A 20,261-nucleotide genomic window follows, 5' to 3' on the forward strand; every position below is an offset into this window, starting at 1 on the left:
ACGAGACCCTTGTTTTTAATAGATTTGTTGTACTTACATTAGAAAGAATATGAGCGCAACTAAAACATTATTTGACAAAGTGTGGGATTCCCACGTAGTACATAAAATACAAGATGGTCCAGATGTACTGTTTATTGACAGACACATGGTTCATGAAGTAACAAGTCCTGTTGCTTTTCTAGGTATTAAGAATAGAAATATTCCTGTAATGCATCCTGAGAAAACATTTGCAACGGCTGACCATAACACTCCGACTATTAACCAACATTTACCGGTTGCAGATCCACTTTCTGCAAACCAGTTAAGGATGTTAGAAGAAAATGCCAATGAATATGGTATTTCTTATTGGGGGCTAGGTCATGCAAAAAATGGTATTGTACACGTTGTAGGTCCTGAATATGGTATTACCCAACCAGGTGCTACCATTGTATGTGGAGATTCACATACTTCTACACACGGTGCTTTTGGAGCAATTGCTTTCGGTATTGGTACATCTGAAGTTGAAATGGTATTGGCTACACAATGTATTATGCAGCCTAAACCAAAGAGAATGCGTATTAATATCAATGGTAAAATGAGCAGAGGGGTTACACCAAAAGATGTTGCTTTATTTATCATTTCTCAATTGACTACTTCTGGTGCAACTGGATATTTTGTAGAATATGCCGGTGAGATTTTCAGAGATATGAGTATGGAAGGTCGTATGACCGTTTGTAATCTAAGTATAGAAATGGGTGCCCGTGGTGGTATGATTGCTCCTGATGAAAAGACATTTGAATATGTAAAAGATCGTGAATTCACGCCTAAAGGTGCAGATTGGGATAAAGCAATGGCATATTGGGAAACATTATATACTGATGAAGATGCCATTTTCGATAAAGAATTAACTTTTGATGGTTCACTTATTGAACCTATGATTACATATGGTACCAACCCAGGTATGGGAATGGGAATTTCTAATGATATTCCAATGGCATCCGACGTTCAAGGCGGTGCCACTACCTACCAAAAATCATTGAAGTATATGGATTTCAATGAAGGCGATAGTATGATGGGCAAGCCAATTGATTTTGTTTTTCTTGGTAGCTGTACCAATGGTCGTATAGAAGATTTTAGAGCTTTTGCCTCTATAGTAAAAGGCAGAAAGAAAGCTGACAATGTTACGGCATGGTTGGTTCCTGGATCGCACAAAGTTGAAACAGCAATAAAAGAAGAAGGTATACTTGATATTTTAATCGAATCTGGTTTTGAACTTCGTGAACCTGGTTGTTCTGCTTGTTTAGCTATGAACGATGATAAAGTGCCTGCTGGTAAATTAGCGGTAAGTACTTCGAACAGAAACTTTGAAGGTAGACAGGGTCCTGGATCAAGAACGTTATTAGCTAGTCCGTTAGTAGCTGCTGCAGCTGCCGTTACCGGTAAAGTAACCGATCCAAGAGAACTAATGGTAGAACTTGTATAACAAGTTTACCTTTCGCTATTAGCCCCTAGCTTTTAGCACAATAAAAATGATAATAATACAAGCTAATGGCTAACACCCATGAGCAAAAAGCTATAAAAAATGGCATACGATAAATTCGACATATTAACTTCAACTGCGGTTCCTTTACCAATAGAAAACGTAGATACAGATCAAATTATACCTGCACGATTTTTAAAGGCAACAGAGCGTGTTGGTTTTGGTGACAATCTTTTTAGAGATTGGCGTTACAATCAAGACAATACTTTAAAAGAAGATTTTGTTTTGAACCAAGATAAATTCAGCGGAAAGATTTTAGTTGGTGGTAAGAACTTTGGTTCGGGATCATCTCGTGAACACGCTGCCTGGGCAGTTTATGATTACGGATTTAGATGTGTAGTTTCAAGTTTCTTCGCAGATATATTTAGAGGTAACTGTTTAAATATTGGTGTATTACCTGTACAGGTAAGTGCCGAATTTTTACAGAAAATTTTTGATGCGACCGAAGCTGACCCTTCTACAGAATTAGAAATTAGTCTTCCTGAACAAAAAATCACTTTACTATCAACAGGAGAAAGTGAATCTTTTGACATCAACGATTACAAGAAAAACAACATGTTAAACGGCTTTGATGATATCGATTACTTACTGAATATCAGAAAAGATATCGAAAAATTCGCAGAGAGTACTCCGTTATAAATCCTGATATAGAAAACCATATTCGTATTTACCTTAACTAACCATCTGTCGTTCATTTATTTAAGAAACGACATACTGAACACATGAAAAAAAGAAAGTTAGAAATAATGGATACCACCCTAAGGGATGGTGAACAAACCTCAGGCGTATCCTTTTCTGCATCGGAAAAATTGACCTTGGCAAAACTCTTACTAGATGAGTTAAAGGTAGACCGTATTGAAGTTGCTTCGGCACGTGTTTCTGATGGTGAGTTAGAAGCCGTTCAGAAAATCACCGAATGGGCAGCCGAAAAAGGGTATTTAGAACGTGTAGAAGTACTAACTTTTGTTGATGGTGGTGTTTCATTAGATTGGATGCAGAAATCTGGAGCGATTTCTCAAAACTTGCTGACCAAAGGTTCAATGAACCATTTAAAGTACCAGTTAAAGAAAACTCCCGAACAACATTTTTCTGAAATCACCGAAATTTTTAAACAAGCCACTGAAAAAGGTATTATCAATAATATCTATTTAGAGGATTGGAGTAACGGAATGCGGAATTCAAAAGAATATGTTTTTGAGTTTTTAGATTTTCTATCAACTCAGAATGTAAAAAGAATATTATTACCGGACACATTAGGCATTTTAACGCATACCGAAACATTTGCATATTTGTCTGAAATTGTACAAAAATATCCAACTTTACATTTCGATTTTCACGGACATAATGATTACGACTTAGGCGTAGCCAATATTATGGAAGCTGTAAAAGCAGGCTGTCATGGTTTGCACCTTACCGTTAATGGAATGGGCGAAAGAGCTGGTAACGCACCAATGGCAAGTGCCGTAGCGGTAATAAATGATTTTCTACCAGAAGTGGAGATTAATGTAAACGAAACCTCTTTATATAAAGTAAGTAAATTAGTTTCAGCCTTTACAGGATTTACCATACCAGCAAATAAACCAATTGTTGGAGATAATGTATTTACACAAACTGCCGGTATACATGCCGATGGCGATAGTAAAAATAACTTATACTTTAGTGACCTAATGCCTGAACGTTTTGGAAGAAAACGTAAGTATGCATTGGGTAAAATGTCTGGCAAGGCAAATATTCAAAAAAACCTGCAAGAGCTTGGCTTAACATTGAACAATGAAGAGCTGAAAAAAGTTACTGCACGTATTATTGAATTAGGAGATAAAAAAGAACGTGTTACCAAAGATGACCTTCCTTTTATTATTTCCGATGTATTAGATACTGCAGATTATAAGCAAAGAGTTTTTGTAAAGTCTTACGTATTAACCCATGCAAAAGGTTTAATGCCCTCTACTACCCTATCTGTAGAAGTAGATGGTCAAACTTATGAAGCACATGCACAAGGAGACGGACAGTATGATGCCTTTATGAACGCTTTGAAAAAAGTGTATTTAGCAAAGAAAAAACCATTACCTAAACTAACAGATTACGCAGTGCGTATACCACCAGGTAGCACCTCTGATGCATTATGCGAAACCGTTATTACTTGGGAATTAGATGGAAAGGAATTTACATCAAGAGGATTAGATTCAGATCAAACCGTTAGTGCTATTAAGGCAACCGAGAAGATGTTGAATATAATATAGTAGTTAGTAGTTAGTAGTTAGTAAAAAATAAAAAGAGTAACGAACAACAAGCATAAAATGAAATTAAATATTGCCTTATTAGCCGGTGATGGTATCGGTCCAGAAGTAATTGATCAAGCAGTAAAAGTATGTGATGCAATTGCTAAAAAATATGAACATCATATTACTTGGAAACCAGCTTTAACTGGTGCCGCTGCAATTGATGCTGTCGGAGAACCTTACCCAGATGAGACACATGAGATTTGTGCAAATGCAGATGCTGTACTTTTCGGAGCTATAGGTCACCCACGTTTCGACAATGATCCTTCTGCAAAAGTCCGTCCGGAGCAGGGATTATTAAAAATGAGACAAAAACTTGGTTTGTTTGCCAACGTAAGACCAACCTTTACATTCCCATCACTTATCGATAAATCTCCTTTAAAAAGAGAACGTATTGAAGGTACCGATTTAATTATTTTAAGAGAGTTGACCGGTGGAATCTATTTCGGTGAGCGTGGTAGAAAAGATGACGGTAATACTGCATTTGACACCATGACCTACCAACGTTTTGAAATCGAAAGATTAGCTAAAAAAGGCTTTGAATTCGCTATGAAGCGTTCTAAAAAATTATGTTGTGTTGATAAAGCCAATGTTTTAGAATCTTCAAGACTTTGGAGAGAAACGGTACAGGCAATGGAAAAAGATTATCCTGAAGTGGAAGTTTCTTATGAGTTTATCGATGCCGTTGCCATGCGTTTAATTCAATGGCCAAAAGGGTATGATGTAATTATTACAGCAAACCTATTCGGAGATATTTTAACCGATGAGGCTTCTGTAATTGCAGGTTCTATGGGACTTATGCCTTCTTCTTCAGTAGGTAGTAAAGTTTCTTTATATGAGCCAATACACGGTTCTTACCCACAAGCAGCTGGTAAAGACATCGCAAACCCATTAGCTACCGTACTTTCTGCAGCTATGCTTTTTGAAGACATGAATATGACAGAAGAAGCTGAAGAAATTAGACGCGTAGTAAACAAATCTTTAGCTGAAGGTTATGTTACCGAAGATCTTGCCGATGGTGGCAAAAGTTATAAAACAAGTGAAGTTGGCGATTGGTTAGCTAGCCACATTTAAGAAATATACTTAAAAATGAAAAATCCCTTTAATCATAGATTAAAGGGATTTTTATATCTAATAGTTACAGTATACTTAAATACTTGTAGCTATTGCAATTTCTTGTTCATAAATGCTTTTTACAATTGCTCGTAAATCCGGAATTACAGTTTTCACCAATTTCGATGGTCCATTGATCAATACACAAATTCCTAAATCAGAATCTGGAAAAAGAGCAATTTCATTTCTGTAGTTATTTACACTACCCCCATGATGCCAAATCGTTTCTTCGGCTGCCTGTTCATTCTCTTTTATAGTATGTATTCTCCATCCGAATCCGTAACCAGATTTTACATGTCCTGGCCATTTTTGATAATACTTACTATGTCCCTTCAATTCTATAAAAGGCTTAAAAACTTGTGCCATATCATCTTTAGACATCACATCAGGATTATGACCTAATAAGAAGCGCATCCACTTTGCCATATCAGTAGAATTAGCATTAATACCACCAGCGGCAATTGCATTGTAATAATTATCTCTAGGTGAAATAGTTCTAAAACTATGTCCTCTTCTAATATGAGGCAAAGCAATATTCTCAGTATTCATTAAGGTTTGATGATCCATAGAAACGGAATTCATACCTAGCGGAGCAAAGAATTTATCTGTTAATAGTGTTTGAATATCTTTACCTGTGGCTTTTAACATCACTTCTTGTGCTACAGAAAACATAGCATTTTGATAGCTATATTGAGAACCAGGTTCGGCAATTGGGTTTATTTTATTGAATCTCTCACTTATAGAAGACATAGGTAGACCCGCCTCGACCAAATCTGTATAACTGTGATACGGAGTACCGGTTGTATGCGAAAGTAAATGTGCAACTTCAATTTTTTGTGTATTCTGTCGGTTTCCAAAATGGAAGTTTGGTAAATAATCAGCCACTTTATCATCTAAGTGTAATCTACCTTCGCTCTCTAAGCTTGCAGCTAAAATTCCCGTGAATCCTTTAGAGATAGATCCTAATCTGAATAAAGTTTCACCGTCAACAGTTTCTTTACCATTGAAGCTTCTTTTACCATATCCATCAGAAAGAATAACAGAATCTCCACTAACAATACTTACTCCCGCCCCAACAATATCGCCAGAGGCAATAGCCTTATTGAAATAATCGGTCAAAGCATCGTTTAATGCTTTTTGACGTATATTATAAAGTTTGATTTCCCTTTTCTCCGCTAGAGTTTTAACAGGGTTAGGATCAGCGATGATTGCTTTAGAATGTTCTGGCTTAAAAGAAGAAGCCGTAAGAACAAATAATAAGAGAACCATTATTATGGCCCCAAGAAATAGTTTGGTACGTGACACAGCATTGTAAGTTTTGGTTCTCTAACAACGTGATAAAGTGGATTAAATTATCGACGAACTACGTAAAATGAAAAATTTAACATCCAAACAACTTGATTCTTAGACTTTAAATAATCTAAATACAACTTAAAACTTAAACACAACTTAAAACTTAAACACAAAAAAAAGGAACATCACTTTGATATTCCTATTTGAAATTTTATAATCTATTCAAGACTAACAGCTCATTGCCATTTTTCTATATTTTGCTTCTTTTCGTTTTCTAACGAGCAAAATAGCCACTGCAATCAATACACCAGAAAAAGCCAAAATAGCACCTACTAAACTAGAGTAAATAATACCATACCCAAAAGCAATTGGTAAGCCTGCTAAATAAGCACCAGATGCATTACCCATATTAAAAGCACTTTGGTTCATAGAAGAACCCAACATTTCAGAACCTTTAGAAGTATTGATTATCGCCATTTGAATAGGAGTTGCAACAGTGAACGAGATCGCTCCAATTACAAAGGTCAGTACCATCAGCAAATATGGGTTAGTTGCTATAAACATGTTTAAAACAAGTATCCCACACATTACAGATAAACTTATGATTACCGCTTTCAAAGGAGAAAATAACTCTGCCATCTTTGCGCCTAAAAAATTACCGACTACCATACCTAAACCGGCCAACATCATAGCATAGCCAACAAAATGGTTTGGTAACCCAGCTACATCAGTAATTAACGGAGCTACATAACTATACCAAGCAAAGAATCCACCTGTACCAATGGTAGTTAGTGCAATTAAAGCCCAAAGCTCAGTATTTTTCAATCCTTGAGAAACACTTACTTTTTCTTCCGATTCTTCAACTTCAATTTTAGGCATCCACAGGTAAATGCTTCCTAAAGCTAATAAACCCACAAAGCCCACTAGATAAAAAGAAACACTCCAGCTAAACTGTTGTCCTAAATAGGTACCAATAGGCACTCCAATTACATTAGCAACCGTTAGACCAGAAAACATTATTGAGATAGCTTGAGCACCTTTTCCCTTTTTAGCTAATTTTGTAGCAACAACAGCACCAATACCAAAAAAAGCACCATGAGGAATACCAGATAAAAATCTCATAAACAACAAACTGGTATACCCTGTTGCGAGTCCTGATAAGGTATTGAATACCGTAAACCATATCATTAATAAGAACAACATTTTCTTTGGGGTAAGTTTAGAACCCAAACCCGTTAATAATGGTGCACCCACTACCACACCCAACGCATATGCTGCAATAAAGTGACCTGCCTGAGGAATGGTTATACCCAATGACCCAGAAACTTCGGTCAAAATTCCCATGATAACGAACTCGGTAAGTCCTATTCCAAAACCTCCTATTGCTAAAGCAAATAATGCTTTTTTATTTGATTTTAAATTTTCCATACTTCAGATTTTACTTCTTTCAACATCAATCTATTTAACCCACGCAATTAAAAAGGCAAAGTTAGAACGCATATGTCGTTAACAACTCACATTAATTACCATATTTCTGTAAAAAATTAACCTCTTAAAATTTCTATTAATAGTAATTCCACCAATTCAATAGAGAAAATCTACAATTGAGAAAACCATTTTATTGAAACCATCAAGAACGATTCATATTTGTGGCATCAATCAAAATATAATCAACAATGAAGACGCTATTATTCTTATTAATTACTCTTTTCTGTTTCAATGCATTCTCACAATCAACCATTTCGGGTAAAATTATTGATCAACAAGGCTCACCAATTATGGGAGCAAATGTCTATCTAAAAGGCACTTATGATGGCACTGCCACCAGTGAAGATGGAACATTTACATTTGAAACGACAGCAACCGGGGTACAAACATTGATTGCGTCTTCCATTTCATTTGAGACTTATTCTAAAACATATGATATTACGAAGCTCAATACCATAATTATAAATCTTAAGGATGATGTGAATAACCTAGATGCTGTAACCGTCAATGCCGGAACGTTCAATGCTGGAGACAATGCAAAAGTTACTGCATTAAAACCATTAGATATTGTCACCACTGCAGGAGCCCTTGGCGATTTCGTGGGAGCATTACAAACATTACCAGGCACATCCAACGTTGCAGAAGATGGTCGCTTATTCGTTAGAGGTGGCGATGCAGAGGAAACGCAGATTTTTGTAGATGGTATGCGCGTATTTACGCCCTACTCCCCTTCTGCCAATAATATACCCACTCGAGGCAGACTATCTCCATTTCTATTTAAAGGTATAACTTTCTCTACGGGAGGATATTCAGCCGAATACGGGCAAGCATTATCGAGTGTTTTGCTCTTAAATAGTATTGATGAACCACAAGAAGAAAAAACTGAAATTTCTATTATGACTGTTGGACTAGGACTTGGGAATACCCAAAAATGGAAGAAGAGTTCACTTAGCCTAAACACATCTTATATAAATCTAGCACCTTATCAAAATCTATATCCTGACAATAACGAATGGCATAAGCCAATCGAGTCTCTTGCCGGCGAAGCTGTGTATAGATTTAAGTTTGACAATGAAGGACTCTTAAAAGTTTATGGTGCTTACAGTGCCGTAAATTTCGATTTAACACAAGAAGATATCAATGTGGCTGATGGTATTCGCTTCGGACTTAAAAATAGAAATCTATATATCAATTCATCTTATCAAGATTTCTTAGAAAAAGATTGGAGCATAGCTACAGGTGTTAGTTTTGCCAATGACCGCTCTGAAATAAAATATAATGACTCTGAAATTACAGATGTTGAAAACTCAGCACATCTAAAAATCGCGTTTAAAAAGTTCTTTTCTAGTCGCTACAAATTAAACTTCGGTGCAGAATATTTCATCACGAACTTTACAGAAAATTATCAAGATTCTAGCTTTGAAAACGACTATAAGTTTAATAATAATCTTTTCAGCAGTTTTGTTGAGACTGATATTTTCTTCTCTAAAAAACTAGCGACTAAAATTGGGCTTAGAGGAGAATACTCTGAATTACTACAAGAGTTTAATATTTCACCAAGACTATCATTAGCCTACAAAGCTGGCTCAAACTCTCAATTCTCATTGGCATACGGGGAGTTTTTTCAAAATCCGAAGAACGATTACTTGAAATACAATTCTGATTTTACTGCCGAAAACACAACTCATTATATTGCCAATTATCAATATGTAAAAAACAAACAGATTTTTAGAGCTGAAGCATATTACAAAAATTACGGAGACTTAGTAAAGTATGATACTCCGTTCGCACTGCCAACTTCTACCTATACCAGTAATGGAAGTGGATATGCTAAGGGATTGGATATATTCTGGAGGGATAATAAATCAATCAAAAACACAGAATATTGGATGTCGTACTCCTACTTAGATACTGAAAGGGATTACCAAAACTACCCAACAAATGCTACTCCTAATTTTGCATCAAAACACAATGCATCTTTAGTTGTAAAGCGCTGGATCGAAGATTGGAAAAGTCAAATAGGCTTGAGTTATAATTATGCCTCGGGTCGCAGTTATTCCGACCCAAATAAAGGAGGATTCTTAACCGAGCAAGCCAAAAGCTTTAATTCACTGAATTTGAATTTGGCTTATTTAATAAGTCCGCAGAAAATACTATATGCATCTGTAAGTAATGTATTGGGCACCCAAAACGTAAACGGATACCAATATGCCAATCAAACAAATACGGATGGTTTATTTGATAGACGAACAATTACACCAGCTGCAGACCGCTTCTTTTTCATCGGCTTCTTTTGGACGATAAGCGACAACAAAGATGACAATCAACTTGATAATCTTTAGAAATTACAATTCAATACCAAGAACCTACAACTCGGTCATCTATTTTATTAAAAGCTTTTCAGTTGATAGATATTTGAATAACAAAAAATAACATCCAAAAACTATACATCATGAAATCATTAATTTTAGTAGCTACTTTTATTTTCACGCTTAGCCTAAGTGCACAAACACCTTATGAAAAAGGAATGAATACTGCCTTCGAATTATGGAAAAATCAAAAGAATACAGAAGCTGTTCAATTATTTGAACGAATAGCAGATGTAGAAACTGATAATTGGTTACCGTCTTATTATGCCGGACTAATAGAAATAGTTAGTAGTTTTGGGTTAAAAGATGAAGCACTGTTAACTAATAAACTAACCAGAGCAAAAGATTTTTTAGATAATGCATCGTCAATATCAAAAGACAACCCGGAAATAATGATTGCTTATGCTCTATTGAATACTGCCTACATTGCTTTTGACGGCGCAAAATATGGAATGACCTTATCGGGTGAAAACATAGCAATATATCAAAAAGCACAAGCTATAGCACCAAATAACCCAAGGGTGCTTTTAGGAAAAACAGAATGGGATATGGGAACAGCCAAATTCTTCGGCAAAACTATCACTCCCTATTGCGAAGATGTAGACCGTGCTATTGTATTATTTAATGCAGAAGAACAAACAGTACCATATTACCCTTACTCCGGTTTAGAAAGAGCGAAAGAGATAAGTGCCAATTGTAAAAAAGAAACCTCCCCTAATGAATAGGAGAGGTTTTTATTATAGTCTTAGTTAAAGACTTTTATAATATATAATCTGTGCTCACAAAATTAGAAAGCTTAGCTTCTAATAAATTCTGAATAATTTCAGTATTCAACTCATTGTCTTTAAATGCTACAAAAGTTCTAATAGAGAACGAACGTAATGCATCATGAACACTTAAAGTTGCCTGTGCAGAATCTTTTCTTCCGGTAAATGGGTATACATCTGGTCCTCTCTGGCAAGAACTATTTAAATTCACACGACATACTAAGTTCACCAATGTATCTATTAACGGAGAAAGTGCATAAACATCTTTACCGAACAAGCTTACTTGTTGGCCATAGTTACTTTCAGCCATATCATCTAAAGGCTCTTCAATGTCAGAGAATTGTACAATGGGAATAATAGGTCCAAATTGTTCTTCTTGATATACGCGCATATCTTTCGTTACCGGATATAGAACTGCAGGCCATATATAGTTATCGTAACGCTTTCCTCCCTTTTTATTTAAAATTTTTGCTCCTTTTGAAAGGGCATCGTCAATTAATTCTTGAATATAGTCAGGCTTGCCAGGTTCAGGTAATGGAGTTAATTTCACCCCATCTTCCCACGGATTCCCAAATTTTAATTCATCTACTTTCTTAGCAAAGCTTTCATTGAATTTAGACCTAATTTCTTCATGAACGTAAACTACTTTTAGTGCCGTACAACGTTGTCCGTTAAAAGAAAGCGTACCAGCCAAGCATTCGTTTATCGTCAAATCTAAATCAGCATCTGGTAAAATAATTGCAGGGTTTTTAGCTTCTAAACCTAATACCAAACGCAATCTGTTACTTTTTGGATGTTGATCTTGTAAGGCATTTGCAGATTTACTGTTACCAATTAAAGCAAGTACGTCTACTTTACCTGTTTGCATAATTGGTGCAGCAACAGTTCTGCCTCTACCGAAAATTACATTAACCACACCTTTTGGAAAACTTGTTTGAAAAGCCTCTAAAAGCGGAGTAATTAATAAAACTCCATGTTTTGCAGGTTTAAATATAGTTGTGTTCCCCATTATAATTGCAGGAATCAACAATGCAAAAGTTTCATTCAATGGGTAATTGTAAGGTCCTAAACATAAAACAACACCTAAAGGCCCTCTTTTAATATGAGCATATACCCCGTCGTTCTTCGTGAATTTTGCAGCATTACGATCTAATTGCTTGTAATCTTCAATAGTATCTTCAATATACTCAACCGTACGATCAAATTCTTTTTGAGAATCTGGTAAAGACTTACCAATTTCCCACATGAGCAACTTGACCACTTCTTCTCTTTTGGTTTTCATTTTTTTAACGAAAACCTCCATACACTCAATACGTTCTTTCACGTGCATGGTAGGCCAAACACCCTTACCTTTATCATATGCCTTTAATGCACCGTTTAAAGCATCTAAAGCCTCTGCTTCTTGTAAATCTGGAATGCTACCCAACAGTGTTGGCTTATATTCTTTGGTGGATGAAATCGTAGAATACACTTCTGTAGTATCACCTTTCCACTCCTTTAATTCTCCGTTGACCAAATAATGTTTTTGGTCTATAGTTGATGTTATTTTAAATTCTTCAGGAATTTTAATATCGCTCATTTTTTATTTTTATTTTCACTATGATTGATAAATGTAAATGAATCTATTTCTAAAATAATTAGAAATCGTATCTTAAATATTAAAAGTAGTTTAAACCAAATACTCAAACAAGTCTGGCTTATCATTTATATAATCTCCGTAGAAATTATTAGATTTCATACGTTCTATTAAAGGTTTCAAATCCTCTGGGTTCTTTAATTCTATGCCCACAACTGCAGGCGCATTCTCTCTACTCGATTTCTTCGAATACTCGAAATGGGTAATATCATCGTTTGGTCCTAAAATATCAACCACAAACTCTTTTAAGGCACCTGGTCGCTGAGGAAAACGAATAATAAAGTAATGTTTGAGTTTCCCATAAAGTAGTGCACGCTCTTTAATTTCGGCAGTTCTAGTAATATCATTATTACTACCACCAATAATACACACAATATTTTTTCCTACAATTTCTTTCTTATAATCGTCTAAAGCTGCAATTGACAAAGCACCTGCAGGCTCAACAACTATAGCATCTCTAGTATAGAGGTCCAGAATAGTTTGGCATGCCTTGCCTTCGTCGACCGTAATCATATTATCCAAATAATAATTACAGATAGCATAAGTTAGATTTCCAACTTTTTTAACCGCAGCACCATCAATAAACTTGTCTATATGATCTAGAGCAACTACTTCACCAGCTTCAATTGATGTTTTCATAGAGGGAGCACCTTTAGGTTCAACACCAATAATTTTCGTACTAGGCGAAAGCTCACTAAAAACACTAATGAGTCCCGATGCTAGACCACCACCACCAATACATACAAAAAGATAATCGATAGGTGTTTTTGATTGCGAAATCAACTCAAGACCAACAGTCGCTTGCCCTTCTATAATTTTAGGGTCATCGAACGGGTGTACAAATATCATCCCAGTTTTATCCCCATAAATTCTGGCAGCTAAAGAAGCGTCATCAAAAGTATCACCCTCTAATACAACTTCTACCCATTCACCACCGAATAATTTCGTCTGTTCTACTTTTTGCTTTGGTGTCACCGAAGGCATATAAATAGTCCCTTTAATTTTTAAATGAAAGCAAGCAAAAGCCACACCCTGCGCATGATTACCTGCACTGGCACAAATGACACCCTTCGCTCGTTCTTCTTCGGTTAACGAGCTTATTTTGTTGAAGGCACCTCTAATTTTATACGATCGAACGCGTTGCAGATCTTCACGCTTTAAACGAACTTGACAGTTATATTGTTTAGAAAGCCTAATACTTTCGGTTAACGGAGTTACCTCTGAAATTTCAGAAATGGTCTGTGCAGCCTGTAAGACATCATCTAATTTTGGAAAATAAGCCGGCTTCGTCCCTTTCATATGATTTGCATTCTAATATTTAAAAATTTATAAACTTGTATGAAACCTAAATTGTCCGCCTAAGGACAGTCTATGTAATAACGATACACATTGGAATCGTAATTTTTAGAATGCGCTCAACCGGACAATCAGTATCTATAAAAGATTATAACTCTATACGATAGGCTTCATTGCCGTCATTGACTCACGTAAACGAGTACCAACGATTTCTACCGGATGCGTACGTAATGCCTTATTTATAGCAATTAACTGAGCATTATCTACATCGTTATCAATACCTTCTGAGAAGTTTTTACCGATAACATCAGTATCTATACCTTTCATAAAGTCAGTTAATAAAGGCTTACATGCGTGATCAAAAAGATAACAACCATATTCAGCTGTATCAGAAATAACACGGTTCATTTCAAACAATTTCTTACGAGCAATTGTGTTTGCAATTAAAGGCGTTTCGTGTAAAGACTCGTAGTATGCTGATTCTGCTATGATACCAGATTCTGTCATTGCCTCAAAAGCCAATTCAACACCAGCTCTTACCATAGCAACCATTAATACGCCATTATCATAGAATTCTTGCTCTGTAATTTCTTGATTACCAGCAGGTGTTTTCTCGAAAGCAGTTTCACCTGTTGCAGCTCTCCAAGTCAATAAATTCTTATCATCATTAGCCCAATCTTCCATCATGGTTTTTGAGAAGTGACCAGTCATAATATCATCCATATGCTTTTGAAACAACGGACGCATAATATCTTTTAGTTCTTCGGATAATTCAAAAGCCTTTACTTTTGCAGGATTAGTAAGACGGTCCATCATATGTGTAATACCACCGTACTTCATTCCTTCAGTAATAGTTTCCCATCCGTATTGAATCAGTTTAGAAGCATAACCAGCGTCAATTCCTTTCTCTATCATTTTATCAAAACAAAGAATAGAACCTGTTTGTAACAAACCACAAAGAATAGTTTGCTCGCCCATTAAATCTGATTTTACTTCAGCAACAAAAGAAGACATTAATACACCAGCTCTATCACCACCAGTACCCACTGCATATGCTTTTGCTTGCTCTAAGCCTTTACCCTGATGGTCATTATCTGGGTGAACCGCTATTAAAGTTGGTACACCGAAACCTCTTTTATATTCTTCACGTACTTCTGATCCCGGACATTTTGGCGCAACCATAATTACCGTGATATCTTCACGTATTTTCATACCTTCTTCAACGATATTAAAACCGTGAGAGTACGAAAGTGTAGCATCTTTTTTCATTAGAGGCATTACCGAACCTACCACAGCAGTATGTTGCTTATCTGGAGTAAGGTTAATAACGACATCGGCAGTAGGGATCAATTCTTGATAAGTACCCACTGTAAATCCGTTTTCTGAAGCATTGATAAAAGATTGTCTTTTCTCTTTTATGGCAGCATCACGTAGTGTGTAAGAAATATCTAAACCAGAATCTCTCATGTTCAACCCTTGGTTCAACCCTTGTGCCCCACAACCTACGATAACAATTTTTTTGCCTTTTAAAGCATTTACGCCATCTGCAAACTCAGCCGAATCCATGAAACGACATTTTCCAAGTTGCGTTAATTTATCCCTTAATGATAGCGTATTAAAATAATTGGCCATTTTGTATTTACTTTATTTGATTATTGTTATGATTCTTTATTAAAATTCTTTTAGTATCGCTGAAATTTTCATTTCATCTTTTGTAACCGAAATACGGCCAGAGCGTACAAACTGCATGATGCCGTACGGCTTTAATTGATCGTGCATTTCATCGATTTCATTTCTTCTACCGCTTTTGGCAATTACAAAAAAGTCTCTAGATACTGTGACGATCTGTGCATTGTTATCTTTTATAATATTCTGAATTTGACGTTCATCGAATAAAAGGCCTGATGCTATTTTGAACAAAGCAGATTCTTGATAAATGGTTTCATCATCAGTATGATAAAATGCTTTTATGACTTCTATTTGCTTCTCGATCTGACCCACAATATTATGCACCCACTTTTCGGTCGTATGTGCTACAATCGTAAATTTAGAAACATCGTCAATCTCTGATTTAGAGACATTTAGACTCTCTATATTAATATGTCTCTTTAAAAATATACCTGATATTCTATTCAGTAATCCAACATTATTTTCTGAATATACCGATATTGTAAACCATTTATTTTCCATAAGCTTCAATTACCTATTCCTTTTATTCAAAAGGATTTTATGGTGTCATTATAATTAATCTATATTATTTCTTTACGGCCATAATTAAGCCTGTTGACCAATTCATTTTAGTCAGTTGTAAATCATCTCGTTGTTCTAAATACGCTGTCAATTTCATCACATTATCCTCATGACCATCAGGCCAATTTGGTTGTTTTGTCATATCGTCGATGATGTAAAATCCGCCAACATGAAGTAAATTTAAAACCTCATCGATTTCGCTATACTTACCAGGCCAAGCATCGGCAAAAATCAAATCGAATTTTGCACCTGCATATTCATTTATCCAATTGGCACCATCTTTACAAATAACCTCAACCCTATTATCACTACCAAAATAACTAGTAGCAATAGCAATTAAGGCTGCATCATTATCTACGGATATTAATTTAGAATCAGCATCCATACCTTCTATCATCCAAGAAAGGCTTAAACCTATACCGGTACCAATTTCTAAAAATCTACCTTTTGGCTTAGATGCTATTAAGGTTTTGAGAAAGCTACCAACGTACAAGTCTGACGGCATCGTGAACCCGATCTCTTGAGATTTACGAGTAATTTCCGTATGAATTTTTGGAATGTCTTGTATGTTAGTATCGTTCATGAGATGGTTCTTTTTCCTTATTTACTTCAATCTAACTTCAGAAACCGAAGCTCCAGAAGGTATCATTGGAAAAACGTTATCTTCTTGTTCTACCTTAACTTCTAAGAAATAGGGTTCTTTAGATGCCATCATTTCTTGAATAGTAGATTTCAAATCTTTACGCTCAGAAATTCTTTTTGCCTCAATACTATAACCTTCTGCAATTTTTACAAAATCAGGATTCACCATAACCGTCGATGCATATCTTTTTTCAAAGAATAATTCTTGCCATTGGCGAACCATACCTAAGTGCTCATTGTTTAACACAACGATTTTAACAGGAACCTTATGCTGAAAAATTACTCCTAATTCTTGAATGGTCATTTGAAAACCACCATCGCCAATAATTGCAACCACTTCCCTATCCATTGCACCCATTTTGGCACCAATAGCTGCTGGAAGGGCAAAGCCCATTGTCCCTAATCCACCAGAAGTTATATTACTTTTAGATTGAGAGAATTTGGCGTACCTACAAGCGATCATTTGATGTTGACCTACATCAGACACAATAACTGCCTTGTTATTTGAAGCCAAATTGATTTCTTCGATCACCTCACCCATAGTCAACCCATCTTTAGTCGGGTGAATATCATTTTTTATAATGGTATCGTACTCAATTTTATATTTCTCTTTGAATATGTTATGCCAAGCTTCGTGCTTATTTTCATTTACCAATGGCAAAATCAACCCTAAGGTATCTTTTGAATTACCCAAAACAGCAACATCTGCATGCACATTTTTATTAATCTCAGCAGGGTCAATTTCAAAGTGTATTACTTTGGCCTGTTTTGCATAATCTTCTAACCTGCCGGTTACACGATCGTCAAAACGCATACCTATGGCAAGCAACACGTCGCATTCGTTCGTCATTAGGTTAGGTCCGTAATTACCGTGCATACCTACCATACCCACATTTAAAGGGTGAGCTGTATCTAAGGCAGAAGCCCCCATAATTGTCCAAGCTGCTGGTATATTTGCTTTTTCAACCAATTCTTTTAATTCTTTCTCTGCCTGACCTAGAATTACACCTTGACCCCAAACGATAAATGGTTTTTTAGCACTGTTGATTAAATCGGCAGCTGCTTGTATGGCACTCATTTCTGGTTTTGGAACCGGCTTATAACTGCGAACACCAGTACATTTTTTATAAGTGAAATCGAACTTGTCTATTTGAGCATTCTTCGTTATATCAATTAAAACCGGACCTGGTCTACCAGACTTGGCTATATAAAAAGCCTTTGCCATTACTTCTGGAATTTCAGAAGCTTCGGTTATTTGGTAGTTCCATTTCGTTACCGGGGTAGAAATACCAATAATATCGGTTTCTTGAAAAGCATCGGTACCCAATAAATGTCTTGTAACTTGCCCAGTAATACAAACCATAGGTGTTGAATCTATTTGTGCATCGGCAAGACCAGTGACTAAATTGGTCGCTCCAGGTCCAGAAGTTGCTATAGCAACCCCGACTCTACCAGAAACACGAGCATAACCTTGAGCAGCATGTGTAGCACCCTGTTCATGTCTGGTTAGTATGTGCGTTAGTTTATCTTGAAATTTATATAGCTCGTCATAAACGGGCATAATAGCACCACCTGGGTAGCCATACATTGTTTCGACCCCTTCGGCCAACAAACAATGAATTATTGCCTCTGCTCCAGAAATCTTTATAGCTTTCTTGGAATCTGTACCTTTTTTCTTCTCTTTTACTGTTTCCATAATTAATGATCAAATTCAAGCATTGCATTCAAGAGTTACAAATACCTGATATTATATTTCGCATAGAATCTAAATAAGATCTAGCGCGGTTATTTAAAACTCATCGGTTACACAACCTTTAGAGGCAGAAGAAACTGTACGAGCATATTTATACAAACTACCTCTTTTTACCTTTAATTCTGGCTGCTTCCAATTCTTTTTTCTTTCAGATAATTGCTCATCCGTTAGGTTGACCGAAATTTCATTTTTTTCGGCATCTATGGTAATGATGTCTCCGTTTTCTAGAAGTGCGATAGCACCACCTTCTTGTGCTTCAGGAGAAACGTGACCTACTACGAAACCATGTGTACCACCTGAGAAACGACCATCTGTAATCAATGCCACATCTTTACCAAGACCAGCACCCATTATGGCTGCAGTTGGCTTCAACATTTCTGGCATACCTGGACCGCCTTTTGGACCTTCATAACGAATAACCACAACATCACCTTTTTTCACCTCACCTCTACCGATACCGGCATTAGCAAGAAACTCGTCATTATAGACTTTAGCCGGACCAGAGAAATACAATCCTTCTTTACCAGTAATTTTAGCCACAGCACCTTCAGTGGCTAGGTTGCCATAAAGAATACGTAAGTGACCTGTTGCCTTAATAGGATTGCTCAATGGCTTAATAACTTGCTGATGTTCTAATAAACCTGGAAGCTCAGCTAAATTTTCAGCTATTGTTTTACCAGTAACGGTAAGACAATCGCCATGTAACATTCCGTTTTCAAGCATAAACTTCATAACGGCAGGCACACCACCAACACGGTGAACATCTTCCATTAAAAATTTACCGCTTGGCTTTAAATCTGCCAAGAATGGCGTTGTATCACTAATTTTCTGAAAATCATCTAAGGTGAATTCTACATCTGCAGCTTTAGCAATTGCCAAGAAATGTAGTACGGCATTCGTAGAGCCCCCTAAAAGTGTAAGCAAACGAATAGCATTCTCCATTGATTTACGGGTAATAATATCGCTTGGCTTAATATCTTTCTCTAAAAGGTTTCGTAAAGCCTTACCAGAGTTTATAGCATCGTACTGCTTATCTTTTCCTATAGCTGGGTTAGAAGAGTTATAAGGCATTGCCATACCCAAAGCTTCAATAGCCGATGCCATTGTATTAGCTGTATACATACCACCACAAGCACCTGCACCAGGGCAAGCGTTTTGAATTACACCTTTGTAATCCTCCTCATTCATAGTCCCTGCAACCTTTTCACCCCATGCTTCAAAAGCAGAAACAATATCTAAGGTTTTATCTTTAAAACAACCTGAAGCTATGGTGCCACCATAAACTAAGACAGAAGGTCTATTTAAACGAATCATTGCCATAAGTGCACCCGGCATATTCTTATCGCAACCAACAACAGTAACCAAACCATCATAATTCATTGCCTGCACCACAGTTTCCATAGAATCTGCGATAATATCTCGAGAAGGTAATGAATAACGCATACCATATGTACCCATTGATATACCATCGCTAACACCGATAGTATTAAAGACAAGACCAATTAAGCCACTGCTATTGACACCAACTTTTACCTCTTGGGCTAAATCATTTAAGTGCATATTACAAGGATTTCCCTCATAACCTGTACTACCAATACCTATTAATGGTTTCTTTAAATCTTCTTCAGTTAAACCAATAGCATATAGCATTGCCTGTGCTGCTGGCTGTGTTGGATCTTGGGTTACATTTTTACTATGTTTATTCAATTCCATAATATAATTCTCGTATGCTTATCTTGATTTATTGTGTACTACTTAACCAAAGATAAAAGTTTATAAAAATTTCTAATTTTAACAATAATTGACAATACAAATTCACTTTATAGAAAAACTACATAAATAACTGATTTAAAGAC

15 protein-coding genes are annotated in these 20,261 nt (G+C 36.2%); 6 read left to right on the forward strand and 9 right to left on the reverse strand.

Annotated elements, in window-relative coordinates:
- Positions 1-49 precede the first annotated feature (49 nt).
- From leuC to leuB, 4 genes are all read left to right on the forward strand, one after another.
- Positions 50-1,462: a 3-isopropylmalate dehydratase large subunit gene (leuC, locus tag ACEN2N_RS15380; protein WP_423999297.1), complete on the forward strand. Its 1,413-nt coding sequence runs from the start codon at positions 50-52 to the stop codon at positions 1,460-1,462.
- A 99-nt stretch (positions 1,463-1,561) separates the two neighbouring features.
- Positions 1,562-2,158 (forward strand): 3-isopropylmalate dehydratase small subunit, encoded by a 597-nt coding sequence (leuD, locus tag ACEN2N_RS15385; protein ID WP_441825146.1) that lies wholly within the window; start codon positions 1,562-1,564, stop codon positions 2,156-2,158.
- Between the two features lie 83 nt (positions 2,159-2,241).
- Complete coding sequence (locus tag ACEN2N_RS15390; protein WP_441825147.1) at positions 2,242-3,759, forward strand: alpha-isopropylmalate synthase regulatory domain-containing protein; 1,518 nt, start codon at positions 2,242-2,244, stop codon at positions 3,757-3,759.
- 57 nt (positions 3,760-3,816) lie between these two features.
- On the forward strand, positions 3,817-4,872 hold the full coding sequence (gene leuB / locus ACEN2N_RS15395) for a 3-isopropylmalate dehydrogenase (protein ID WP_441825148.1): 1,056 nt from the start codon (positions 3,817-3,819) through the stop codon (positions 4,870-4,872).
- Between the two features lie 75 nt (positions 4,873-4,947).
- Here the strand turns inward: leuB and ACEN2N_RS15400 are convergent, their stop codons facing one another.
- Complete coding sequence (locus ACEN2N_RS15400) at positions 4,948-6,216, reverse strand: serine hydrolase domain-containing protein (RefSeq protein WP_441825149.1); 1,269 nt, start codon at positions 6,214-6,216, stop codon at positions 4,948-4,950.
- Between the two features lie 216 nt (positions 6,217-6,432).
- Positions 6,433-7,632 carry an MFS transporter gene (locus tag ACEN2N_RS15405; protein WP_441825150.1) on the reverse strand — a complete coding sequence of 400 codons (1,200 nt, stop codon included), beginning with the start codon at positions 7,630-7,632 and terminating at the stop codon, positions 6,433-6,435.
- Between the two features lie 248 nt (positions 7,633-7,880).
- Here ACEN2N_RS15405 and ACEN2N_RS15410 point away from each other — a divergent pair, with 248 nt between their 5' ends.
- Entirely contained in the window at positions 7,881-10,034 is a 2,154-nt protein-coding gene (locus ACEN2N_RS15410) for a TonB-dependent receptor (RefSeq protein WP_441825151.1), read from the forward strand.
- Between the two features lie 110 nt (positions 10,035-10,144).
- Positions 10,145-10,786, forward strand: a complete 642-nt coding sequence (locus ACEN2N_RS15415; protein WP_441825152.1) for a tetratricopeptide repeat protein — start codon at positions 10,145-10,147, stop codon at positions 10,784-10,786.
- Between the two features lie 34 nt (positions 10,787-10,820).
- Here ACEN2N_RS15415 and ACEN2N_RS15420 read toward each other — a convergent pair whose 3' ends face one another.
- The 7 genes from ACEN2N_RS15420 to ilvD form a co-directional block, all read right to left on the reverse strand.
- Positions 10,821-12,407, reverse strand: a complete 1,587-nt coding sequence (locus ACEN2N_RS15420) for an NADP-dependent glyceraldehyde-3-phosphate dehydrogenase (RefSeq protein WP_423999281.1) — start codon at positions 12,405-12,407, stop codon at positions 10,821-10,823.
- Between the two features lie 90 nt (positions 12,408-12,497).
- A complete protein-coding gene (gene ilvA, locus ACEN2N_RS15425) occupies positions 12,498-13,763 on the reverse strand; it encodes a threonine ammonia-lyase IlvA (protein ID WP_441825153.1) in 1,266 nt (421 codons plus the stop codon).
- Between the two features lie 153 nt (positions 13,764-13,916).
- The gene (ilvC, locus tag ACEN2N_RS15430; protein WP_441825154.1) at positions 13,917-15,392 is read right to left on the reverse strand and encodes a ketol-acid reductoisomerase; all 1,476 of its coding nucleotides are present in this window, start codon (positions 15,390-15,392) and stop codon (positions 13,917-13,919) included.
- Positions 15,393-15,431: 39 nt separating this feature from the next.
- Positions 15,432-15,950, reverse strand: a complete 519-nt coding sequence (gene ilvN, locus ACEN2N_RS15435; RefSeq protein ID WP_423999275.1) for an acetolactate synthase small subunit — start codon at positions 15,948-15,950, stop codon at positions 15,432-15,434.
- Positions 15,951-16,014: 64 nt separating this feature from the next.
- Positions 16,015-16,593 (reverse strand): O-methyltransferase, encoded by a 579-nt coding sequence (locus tag ACEN2N_RS15440; RefSeq protein ID WP_441825155.1) that lies wholly within the window; start codon positions 16,591-16,593, stop codon positions 16,015-16,017.
- Positions 16,594-16,614: 21 nt separating this feature from the next.
- Positions 16,615-18,348: a biosynthetic-type acetolactate synthase large subunit gene (gene ilvB / locus ACEN2N_RS15445; RefSeq protein ID WP_441825156.1), complete on the reverse strand. Its 1,734-nt coding sequence runs from the start codon at positions 18,346-18,348 to the stop codon at positions 16,615-16,617.
- A gap of 93 nt (positions 18,349-18,441) precedes the next feature.
- Entirely contained in the window at positions 18,442-20,118 is a 1,677-nt protein-coding gene (gene ilvD / locus ACEN2N_RS15450; RefSeq protein ID WP_423999269.1) for a dihydroxy-acid dehydratase, read from the reverse strand.
- Positions 20,119-20,261 lie beyond the last annotated feature (143 nt).

Origin of the sequence: Maribacter spongiicola, from assembly GCF_052119685.1 — a bacterium.
In the GTDB taxonomy this organism is placed as follows: domain Bacteria; phylum Bacteroidota; class Bacteroidia; order Flavobacteriales; family Flavobacteriaceae; genus Maribacter; species Maribacter spongiicola_A.

Excerpts from the sequence above, each read along its gene's own strand:
- leuC (WP_423999297.1), top strand. The coding sequence starts at position 50 with ATGAGCGCAACTAAAACATTATTTGACAAAGTGTGGGATTCCCACGTA.
- leuD (WP_441825146.1), top strand. The coding sequence starts at position 1,562 with ATGGCATACGATAAATTCGACATATTAACTTCAACTGCGGTTCCTTTA.
- ACEN2N_RS15390 (WP_441825147.1), top strand. The coding sequence starts at position 2,242 with ATGAAAAAAAGAAAGTTAGAAATAATGGATACCACCCTAAGGGATGGT.
- leuB (WP_441825148.1), top strand. The coding sequence starts at position 3,817 with ATGAAATTAAATATTGCCTTATTAGCCGGTGATGGTATCGGTCCAGAA.
- ACEN2N_RS15405 (WP_441825150.1), bottom strand. The coding sequence starts at position 7,632 with ATGGAAAATTTAAAATCAAATAAAAAAGCATTATTTGCTTTAGCAATA.
- ACEN2N_RS15410 (WP_441825151.1), top strand. The coding sequence starts at position 7,881 with ATGAAGACGCTATTATTCTTATTAATTACTCTTTTCTGTTTCAATGCA.
- ACEN2N_RS15415 (WP_441825152.1), top strand. The coding sequence starts at position 10,145 with ATGAAATCATTAATTTTAGTAGCTACTTTTATTTTCACGCTTAGCCTA.
- ACEN2N_RS15420 (WP_423999281.1), bottom strand. The coding sequence starts at position 12,407 with ATGAGCGATATTAAAATTCCTGAAGAATTTAAAATAACATCAACTATA.
- ilvA (WP_441825153.1), bottom strand. The coding sequence starts at position 13,763 with ATGAAAGGGACGAAGCCGGCTTATTTTCCAAAATTAGATGATGTCTTA.
- ilvC (WP_441825154.1), bottom strand. The coding sequence starts at position 15,392 with ATGGCCAATTATTTTAATACGCTATCATTAAGGGATAAATTAACGCAA.
- ilvN (WP_423999275.1), bottom strand. The coding sequence starts at position 15,950 with ATGGAAAATAAATGGTTTACAATATCGGTATATTCAGAAAATAATGTT.
- ACEN2N_RS15440 (WP_441825155.1), bottom strand. The coding sequence starts at position 16,593 with ATGAACGATACTAACATACAAGACATTCCAAAAATTCATACGGAAATT.
- ilvB (WP_441825156.1), bottom strand. The coding sequence starts at position 18,348 with ATGGAAACAGTAAAAGAGAAGAAAAAAGGTACAGATTCCAAGAAAGCT.
- ilvD (WP_423999269.1), bottom strand. The coding sequence starts at position 20,118 with ATGGAATTGAATAAACATAGTAAAAATGTAACCCAAGATCCAACACAG.